Raw genomic sequence first — 8,349 nt, forward strand, 5'->3', positions numbered from 1 at the left:
AATGGGAAAAGCAATAAAATTAATAAAGAACAGATCCGATATTGGTGCTGGTACTCGAGGCTCTGATTTAGGAATTGATGCTATCGAAATTGCTGCAATCAATAAGAGCAGTGATTATTTTAATCAATTTGAATTTGAAGATGTAAAAACACACAACGAATCCATATATGATAAAAACCGAAGCTCTTCTGCTAAAAGGATTGAGCATGTTGTGGAGCAATGCACCAGAGTTTGTAATGCGGTAAAGAAAAATTTAGAAGGGAATTATTTTCCAATTGTTTTATCTGGAGATCATTCTTCGGCATTAGGAACAATAAGTGGTATAAAAGCGGCTTATCCAGAGGAGACTTTGGGTGTTATTTGGATCGATGCACATGCTGATTTGCATTCACCTTACACCTCACCTTCGGGAAATATTCATGGAATGCCTTTGTCTGCTGCCATTGCTGATGACAATTTGAGTTGTCAGAATAATGAAGTTCCTCCGGAAACACAGCAACATTGGGAAGATATGAAAAATATTGGATGTCAAGGAGCTAAAATACTCGCTGAAAATTTAGTTTACTTTGGTGTTCGTGACACGGAAGAAGCAGAAGATAAGCAGATTGAAAAATTACAGATCAAAAACTATAAAGTTGATGAGGTACGTTATAGAGGACTTCAAACCTGTGTGGGAGAAGCTTTGTCAAAGTTGTCACACTGCGATAGGTTGTATGTTTCTTTTGATGTGGATTCCATGGATTGTAATATGATTTCCTATGGTACGGGAACGCCAGTTCCAAAAGGTTTTGATCAGTATGAAATCATAGCGATTATCAATCAAATTATTCAAACCAAAAAGGTTGTTTGCATCGAATTTGTGGAGGTGAATCCATTATTGGATACCAAGGGAAATAAAATGGCTGAAACTGCTTTTGAGGTTTTGGAAGCTATAACTTCAACACTTATTCTTCCTATTGAATAATTTATTTTAGAATTTATAGAAAAGCCCGAAATCAATTTTAGATTTCGGGCTTTTTATTTTTATAAAAAGAGTAAAACCTAATTCGAATAATATTTCTTTTTTAACCAAAAAGCGACGTTTACCAAGATTATCAAAGCCGGGACTTCTACTAATGGTCCAATAACTCCTGCAAATGCTTGTCCGCTATTGATGCCAAAAACTCCAATGGAAACTGCAATTGCCAACTCAAAATTATTGCCCGATGCGGTGAATGATAGTGCAACGGCATCTCTATAATTGGCTCCGATCTTTTTTGAAACAAAAAACATCAGGAAAAACATAATGGTGAAGAAAATGACAAGCGGAATAGCAATTCTAATGACATCCAGTGGTAAATCAACGATCATTTCACCTTTTAAACTGAACATGACTACGATTGTAAATAGTAAAGCAATCAAGGTAATGGGTGAAACAAAAGGAATAAACTTCTGATTGAACCATTTGTCGCCAATAAATTTCTTAATGGCATAACGGCTAATTACTGCTAATGCAAATGGAATTCCTAAATAAATCCCAACTGTTGTAGCAATTTCAGCGATGGTAATATTTAATTCCAATCCTTTTATTCCAAATAAAGGCAACATGATTTCCAAATAAAAATAGGCATATAAACCAAAAAAAAACACTTGAAGTAAGCTGTTAATCCCGATTAAACCAGCCGTTAATTCCCTGTTTCCCTCAGCTAATTCATTCCAGACAATTACCATCGCAATGCAAGGCGCAATTCCAATTATGATTAAACCGGTCATGTATTCCGGATAATCTTTCAAAAAGAAAGTGGCTAATAAAAACATTAAAAACGGACCAACAATCCAGGTGATTAAAAAAGAGGCACTCAGTAATTTTGGCTTTTCAAACATTAAAGGAATTTTTGAAAAATCAATTTTAGTCAATGGCGGATACATCATCAAAATTAATCCGATTGCCAGAGGAACATTGGTCGTTCCGCTGGAAAAGGAATTGATGAAACCGCTGCTTGACGGTATAAAGTAACCAATGGAAACGCCAATTGCCATTGCCAGAAATATCCAAAGTGTAAGGTAGCTATCGAGAAAGTTTAATCTTTTTTTATGTAATGCCATTAGTAAGATTTTATTTGAGAGAATACATAAAACATTTCGGTTGCAATTTGCAAACTGCGTTCCTGATATTTTTCTGCTTGCTGTGGCGTATTGTCAAATGCTTTCGGATCTTCAAATGTGATTGGAATACGCTTTTCAGCGCCTGCAATAAACGGACAACCTCCATCAGCTTGTGAGCAAGTCAATATCGCTGCAAATTCACTTTGCGGATTAAAATCGTCATCATAGGTTTTAGAAAAACCAATAATAGGATGCTCATTTTTAGCATATTTTATGGCATAAATTGGATTGTTTCCTGCTGCAATGGCTTTAATTTTAAAACCCGATTGCTCCAATGTTTTGGCAGCCATAGGAAATAAAGCAGTTGCTTCGGTACCACCAGAATAACAAAATACATTTTTAATAGTATAATATGTAGCTGCAGTTTGTGCCCAAACTTGCGATAAATGGCTTCTTCTGGAATTATGCGTGCAAATAAAGTTCAGCCTAACTTCTTGATGGTTGGTAATTTTATTTTGAATAAAATCAATAAGTGGCTGCAATGTAATTTTGCGTTCTGCTGTTATGTTTTCAAAATCAAAAGCACGGATTGCTTTTTCGATTGCTGGAAACAGGATGGTTTTGGTTAAGTCCATTTTATAGTATTAAAATTAGCAACAGCTTCCTCCAGGAGTACAGCTATTGGGTTGACTTGATATTTCGGATAATTTCATTTTTTGTTTTTCTGCTGGAATGCCACATTGATCTTGGGCTAAGCAAGCCGTTTGTTTGTTTAATAAAGTGAATGCTGTTCCGTTGAAACCAATATCGTATTTCCCAATGGTTTCTGCTTGGAATTCTACTTCCACTTCATAATCTTCAATACCCAATACTTTTTCTGAAAGAGCGATGATATTCAAAAGTTTTTGTGGTTTTAGACGGTGTTCAAAGTCATTGGCATCCCATAATTGAAAATTTACAACGGTTTCTTTTCGAACTTTTCCACCGCAGTCAATAAAGTTTTTGGTGATTAACCCCACTTCGGTTACGTGAAAATGTTCTGGAACATAAGTACCGTTTGGCAATACAAAAGCGACGTTATCTAACGTGTTCAACTGTTTTTTAATTTCTGATAGTTTCATTTTTTTATAATTTAAAAATTAGCAACATTGATTTTTCTTGTTTTCTAAATAGGTATTGATGTGCTGAAAAAAGCCTTTTATTTTATTAAAACCTTCTTCGTTGAGGCAGTAACAAATGGCATTTCCTTCAAAATTGCCTTTTATGAGTCCGGCATTTTTTAGTTCCTTCAGGTGTTGTGAAACGGTAGGTTGCGCCAGAGGCAGTTCGTTTACGATATCACCGCACATGCAACTGTTTACTTTTATTAGATGTTCTATTATGGCTATACGGGCAGGATGGCCTATGGCTTTTGCCAATGTTGCCAATTCGTTTTGCTTGTCTGTGAAATGTTCTGATTTAGTAATTCCCATCGTTATATATTTATATTGCAATATTAAGATATACATATATGAAAAACAAATTTAGAATAGTAAATTTTTAATAGTCATTGAAATTCACATCCATTTCGATAGAAAATCAATCGATTCTTCCCTCAAATCTTTAAATAGTTTTTCAAAAACAGCGATGCTTTTTCTATGCTTTTTATGGTCTGAAAATTTTTCATGATCAATAGCATTAGGATTATTTTGTACTGCTTCCTCAAGATATGATTCGTGACTTTTAATATCATGATTTAAGATGTCAATTTGTTCCTTTTGAATAATCAGCTGATTATTGAAATGATCCGCTAAGGAACGTACTTCTTTAGAAGTATTCTTTTCCGCCACCTCCGAAATTCGATCAGCCATAATTTTAAGTTCGTCTTTATAAAACAAAAGTTTGTTTAGCCACGTTTTGTGTTCTTCGTGTAATTGGTAAATTGTTTTTTCAGTTTCCATTTTTCTTCTTTTTTTAATAATTTGAGATTAATTGAATCGGGGCTATTTTTTATTTTAGTAGAAATTCCGAAATATTAAAGCTCGAATAAATCTTTTGGAATAGCATGAAATCCCACTGATTTTACTTTATTTTCAATATCAGTTACGGATATCATTTTGGTGGTGTGTACCGTAAATTCTCTGGGAAAGATCTCTGTATTCAGCAGCACATCTTTTATTCCGTCTAATTCCAATAAGCTAGTTTTAATTTCCATTAAATCGGAATCCTCCGTAGCATTTGTTCCGAAAATTGTACCATGATTTCCTGGAATTACATTGTCAGTTAATAGGCTCATGTTTTTATTTTTTTTAAAATTAGTAATAGGATTGATAGATCACTTGGTTACTGGTTAAGTAGTTTAAAGTTAGTCATTTATACGGAATAATTTATGGGATTTAAGTTAGTTTTATTTAAAAATGATTAACTTAGTGTATTGAAAATCATTTAAATAAATGTAAGATGAATAATAAAGAGGATAAATTAAATTTTGACAAAAGAAAACCAGGTAAGAAAGATAAAAATGTAATCCCAGATTCTCTTTTATATCCTCCAAGCGAAGATATATATAGTCAATTCCATAAAGAAATAGAAATAGACCCGGAAGATCTTACTAAAAAGAAAGCGCCAGTTGAAATAAACAATGTTAGAAAATTAAATGAAAAAAATTTTGAAGAGGATGTTTCTGGCGGTGATTTAGACATTCCAGGCTCAGAATTAGATGACGATCAGGAAAATTCAGGAAACGAAGACGAAGAGAATAACCATTACAGTATAGGTGGTGATGATCACAACAATTTGGATGAGAATACAGGGGATAAGGGTTAACGTAGACCTTTTTAATTATGGAATTATTATGTGTTCTGGTTGTTCTTTAGTGAATGTTTATGTAAGTGTATAATGCAAATAGAATTGTCAAAACAGTGATAATTAATAAATTAACAATAATAATTGCACTGCTTTTTAAAAAAGAGAGCATGAATTTTTCGCCATAAAAACGGCGGTGTGCGGGAAAAAAATAATAAATCATCCAAAAAAGTCCAATTGATTTTATACCAAAATGTATCCAACCTAAAACAGGATTGCTCCCAAATACCGGGAAAAGTTTGTCTATAAAAAATAGAGTTAAAATCAGTAAAAGCAAAAAGGAAAAATAGTGTAGGGTGAAAATACCATTATCAAAATAGAGCCATCTTTTTTTATCGTGAAAAAGCCATAAAATAAAGGCAAAAACTGGCATATACATAAACAATACCTTTGATAGATTATTGGTAAAAGATTCACTGAACTTTTCAATAATTTCTTCATTTGTATTCTCTTCTTTTACGGAAAGCCACTTTTTAAGGAACCAGTATTCGGTTGAACTAACTTTTGCTTTTTCGGCACCATTTTTTTGTATTGAGTCTAATTCGTTAATAGATTTATATCCAAAATCGGCAACCTCTGTTTTGTCTATTTCTTCCGTTTGCTGCAAGATTTTTTTTATGGTGTCATTATTCTTTTGGGATAATATCCCTACTTTTGTTAAGCCATCTACGCTTTTCTCTTCAATGTGTAATGAATCTATTGTAGGGACAATAACCTCGTTTCCTATTTTTACGTTAGGGATGTTTTTTGTGTTAACAGTTTCATTGGGGAATATTGATATCAATAAGAAAGTGATAAAACTGATAAAAATATAGAGTCGTATGGGTGGCAAAAAAGACAATCGCTTTCCGGATATATAGGCTTTTGTTAAAGCAGCGGGTTTGAAAAACAAATAAAAAATAGTCCTCCAGAATGCATTATCATAATGAGTTAAGTCTTCAAAGAAATGAATAAACAGGTGATGAAAGGATTTACTAGTTTTAGTATTCTCTTGTCCACAGTTAGGGCAATAACGTTGGTCCACTTCATGATTACAGTTGAGGCAGGTTCTATCTTTTCGTAACTTTTCTTTTGACATGGGTATAAATTAGTAATCAATTCAAGATTGCAAATCTATTGAAATTTCAAACTGTTTTTGATTGTTATAAGGATATTTAGCCTTTAATTAACTATTAAATGAGAGGCATTAGAAGGCTTTATCTGCCTGTAACAGTAGCACTGTATGGCTTGATGACCGTTGAGTTTGATTGGAGTATTTTCTGATGTATTTGACTTATGGAGTGGGCTTAAAAGTTATTAAATCAGATTTATAGGCTGGAAACAAAATTAAAATCGTAACTTTTATATTAATTTCAACGCTAATCCTACTTTGCTATGTCTTTGAATAAATACAATCAAAAGCGTAATTTCAATTCCACCACCGAGCCTGAAGGTGAAATTAAAAAATCGTCAACCAAATTGATTTTCGTGGTGCAAAAACATGCCGCTTCTCATTTACATTATGATTTTCGATTGGAAATGAATGGTGTATTAAAAAGTTGGGCCATACCTAAAGGTCCGTCCATGAATCCGACAGATAAAAGACTTGCGATTATGGTGGAAGATCATCCTTATAGTTATAAGGATTTTGAAGGTACTATTCCTGAAGGAAATTATGGTGCAGGGAATGTTATCGTTTGGGATAATGGAACCTACTCCTTAGCTGATAGAGATGATGTAGAAGATGTCGAGAATAAATTAAAATCCGATTTACAAGAAGGGCATCTTAGTTTTATTCTTGATGGAAAAAAACTCAAAGGCGAATTCGCATTGGTGAAACTTAAAATCAAACAGAAAAATGCTTGGCTTTTGATAAAGAAAAAAGATCAATACGCGAGTGATGATGATGTTTTGCAACAGGATAGATCAGTAGTCTCTAATGCAACATTGGATACTTTAGAAAAGTAGGTTGAGGCAGTAATCATTATTTGTGCGTTCCTCATTATATAAAGCGAGGCAATTATCTTAGCGGGTAGTTGCCTCTCTTTATATAATGCGTCGGGCTATCCGCTACAAGTCCGCGTCCCGCCAAAAAAAGCGGGACTGTGGGCTTTTTGCTGCTATCCCTAACGCGGGTTGGGTATTCCATAGATTTTGTTCTTTCGACCAAGGCGAAATCACATCAGCAACATCTATTTTGTTACCTTATATATAGGAGTGAAGTAAAAAAGTGTGTTTGTCTTTGTATAAGGTAACCCATGCATGCTTTTGATTTGGTCTGTTTTGTAGTTTTTATGGATTGTGAATGAGATGGAACTTTTTGTTTGCATAACTATAATGACAAGTAAAGATACTTTTTACAGATACTACGGCAAGTCCATCGCCAGTAAAACGGCAATAACTCTTAGTGTTTAGAGGAATTCTATAGATAAAGAAAGGTATAATGCGATTCCCTATATATAATGACATCCACGGTTTTTACCTATAAAGTCACCCTTTCATTCGGAGAGCCCCGTCCCGATGCTTCGGGATCGGGAGGGGAGAGGAAAAACTTTTCATTCCAAAAGACATATTTCCAGCGAGTTAAAGCGAAAGTTAAAAAAACATTAAAAAAAGGGGGTTAAAAAGCTTGAATAACGGGATAAAGGTGGTAGTTTTGCACCCGCAATGACGCAGACGTTCTTTAACAAACTGACAAGTAATACGAATTAATTCAGAAAATTTTTTTTCTAAAAAAGATTCAAAAAAGCTTGTGAGATTAGAAAACGCTTGCTACATTTGCACCCCGCAAAACAAGCGAAGTTCCTTGACAAACTGCTAAGAAAAAGAGAAGAAAAACGGAAATAAAAATTTCAAAAAAAACTTCAAAAATTTCTTGCCAGTTAAAAAAAGAAGTTGCACTTTTGCACCCGCTTTGAGAAACGCTTTAACGAGTGCAAACGAAGGGAAAAACAAAGAAGAACACGTTCCTAGACATATTGAATTGACAGCCGTTTTGAAAGAGATTTCAAAACAAAAGAATAAGAGTAATAGAATCGAGAGATTTGAAAAAACCACTAGAGAATTTAGTCGAATAAACAAAGAGCACAGATTTATCTGGACTCACACAATATACGATGAAGAGTTTGATCCTGGCTCAGGATGAACGCTAGCGGCAGGCTTAACACATGCAAGTCGAGGGGTATAGTTCTTCGGAACTAGAGACCGGCGCACGGGTGCGTAACGCGTATGCAATCTACCTTTCACAGAGGGATAGCCCAGAGAAATTTGGATTAATACCTCATAGTATAACGACTCTGCATGGAGATGTTATTAAAGTCACAACGGTGAAAGATGAGCATGCGTCCCATTAGCTAGTTGGTAAGGTAACGGCTTACCAAGGCAACGATGGGTAGGGGTCCTGAGAGGGAGATCCCCCACACTGGTACTGAGACACGGACC

At 34.4% G+C, this 8,349-nt stretch carries 10 protein-coding genes and 1 rRNA gene; 4 read left to right on the top strand and 7 right to left on the bottom strand.

Annotated elements, in window-relative coordinates:
• Position 1: 1 nt before the first annotated feature.
• Entirely contained in the window at positions 2-964 is a 963-nt protein-coding gene (locus ACNQGX_RS13410) for an arginase (protein ID WP_417977034.1), read from the top strand.
• 77 nt (positions 965-1,041) lie between these two features.
• On the opposite strand, the gene arsB is transcribed toward ACNQGX_RS13410, so the two are convergent.
• From arsB to ACNQGX_RS13440, 6 genes are all read right to left on the bottom strand, one after another.
• A complete protein-coding gene (gene arsB / locus ACNQGX_RS13415) occupies positions 1,042-2,085 on the bottom strand; it encodes an ACR3 family arsenite efflux transporter (protein WP_417977036.1) in 1,044 nt (347 codons plus the stop codon).
• Positions 2,085-2,720, bottom strand: coding sequence for an arsenate-mycothiol transferase ArsC (locus tag ACNQGX_RS13420; RefSeq protein WP_417977038.1), 636 nt, complete (start codon positions 2,718-2,720; stop codon positions 2,085-2,087). The genes arsB and ACNQGX_RS13420 overlap by 1 nt, the downstream gene beginning before the upstream one ends.
• 15 nt (positions 2,721-2,735) lie before the next feature.
• A complete protein-coding gene (locus ACNQGX_RS13425; protein ID WP_417977040.1) occupies positions 2,736-3,206 on the bottom strand; it encodes a DUF6428 family protein in 471 nt (156 codons plus the stop codon).
• 18 nt (positions 3,207-3,224) lie between these two features.
• Positions 3,225-3,557, bottom strand: a complete 333-nt coding sequence (locus ACNQGX_RS13430; RefSeq protein ID WP_417977042.1) for an ArsR/SmtB family transcription factor — start codon at positions 3,555-3,557, stop codon at positions 3,225-3,227.
• A gap of 84 nt (positions 3,558-3,641) precedes the next feature.
• Positions 3,642-4,025 (bottom strand): hypothetical protein, encoded by a 384-nt coding sequence (locus ACNQGX_RS13435; RefSeq protein WP_131917339.1) that lies wholly within the window; start codon positions 4,023-4,025, stop codon positions 3,642-3,644.
• 74 nt (positions 4,026-4,099) lie between these two features.
• On the bottom strand, positions 4,100-4,360 hold the full coding sequence (locus ACNQGX_RS13440) for a heavy-metal-associated domain-containing protein (protein ID WP_131917340.1): 261 nt from the start codon (positions 4,358-4,360) through the stop codon (positions 4,100-4,102).
• A 164-nt stretch (positions 4,361-4,524) separates the two neighbouring features.
• On the opposite strand from ACNQGX_RS13440, the gene ACNQGX_RS13445 reads away from it, so the two are divergent.
• Entirely contained in the window at positions 4,525-4,890 is a 366-nt protein-coding gene (locus tag ACNQGX_RS13445; RefSeq protein WP_417977045.1) for a hypothetical protein, read from the top strand.
• Between the two features lie 46 nt (positions 4,891-4,936).
• Here ACNQGX_RS13445 and ACNQGX_RS13450 read toward each other — a convergent pair whose 3' ends face one another.
• On the bottom strand, positions 4,937-6,007 hold the full coding sequence (locus ACNQGX_RS13450; protein ID WP_417977047.1) for a DUF3667 domain-containing protein: 1,071 nt from the start codon (positions 6,005-6,007) through the stop codon (positions 4,937-4,939).
• Positions 6,008-6,303: 296 nt separating this feature from the next.
• On the opposite strand from ACNQGX_RS13450, the gene ACNQGX_RS13455 reads away from it, so the two are divergent.
• Positions 6,304-6,876 (top strand): DNA polymerase ligase N-terminal domain-containing protein, encoded by a 573-nt coding sequence (locus tag ACNQGX_RS13455; RefSeq protein ID WP_417977049.1) that lies wholly within the window; start codon positions 6,304-6,306, stop codon positions 6,874-6,876.
• Positions 6,877-8,021: 1,145 nt separating this feature from the next.
• Positions 8,022-8,349 (top strand): 16S ribosomal RNA (locus tag ACNQGX_RS13460); the annotation flags it as partial.

Origin of the sequence: Flavobacterium glycogeni (assembly GCF_048286775.1) — a bacterium.
Taxonomy (GTDB): domain Bacteria; phylum Bacteroidota; class Bacteroidia; order Flavobacteriales; family Flavobacteriaceae; genus Flavobacterium.

Coding starts and splice junctions, on each gene's coding strand:
- ACNQGX_RS13410 (WP_417977034.1), top strand. CDS start 2: ATGGGAAAAGCAATAAAATTAATAAAGAACAGATCCGATATTGGTGCT.
- arsB (WP_417977036.1), bottom strand. CDS start 2,085: ATGGCATTACATAAAAAAAGATTAAACTTTCTCGATAGCTACCTTACA.
- ACNQGX_RS13420 (WP_417977038.1), bottom strand. CDS start 2,720: ATGGACTTAACCAAAACCATCCTGTTTCCAGCAATCGAAAAAGCAATC.
- ACNQGX_RS13425 (WP_417977040.1), bottom strand. CDS start 3,206: ATGAAACTATCAGAAATTAAAAAACAGTTGAACACGTTAGATAACGTC.
- ACNQGX_RS13430 (WP_417977042.1), bottom strand. CDS start 3,557: ATGGGAATTACTAAATCAGAACATTTCACAGACAAGCAAAACGAATTG.
- ACNQGX_RS13435 (WP_131917339.1), bottom strand. CDS start 4,025: ATGGAAACTGAAAAAACAATTTACCAATTACACGAAGAACACAAAACG.
- ACNQGX_RS13440 (WP_131917340.1), bottom strand. CDS start 4,360: ATGAGCCTATTAACTGACAATGTAATTCCAGGAAATCATGGTACAATT.
- ACNQGX_RS13445 (WP_417977045.1), top strand. CDS start 4,525: ATGAATAATAAAGAGGATAAATTAAATTTTGACAAAAGAAAACCAGGT.
- ACNQGX_RS13450 (WP_417977047.1), bottom strand. CDS start 6,007: ATGTCAAAAGAAAAGTTACGAAAAGATAGAACCTGCCTCAACTGTAAT.
- ACNQGX_RS13455 (WP_417977049.1), top strand. CDS start 6,304: ATGTCTTTGAATAAATACAATCAAAAGCGTAATTTCAATTCCACCACC.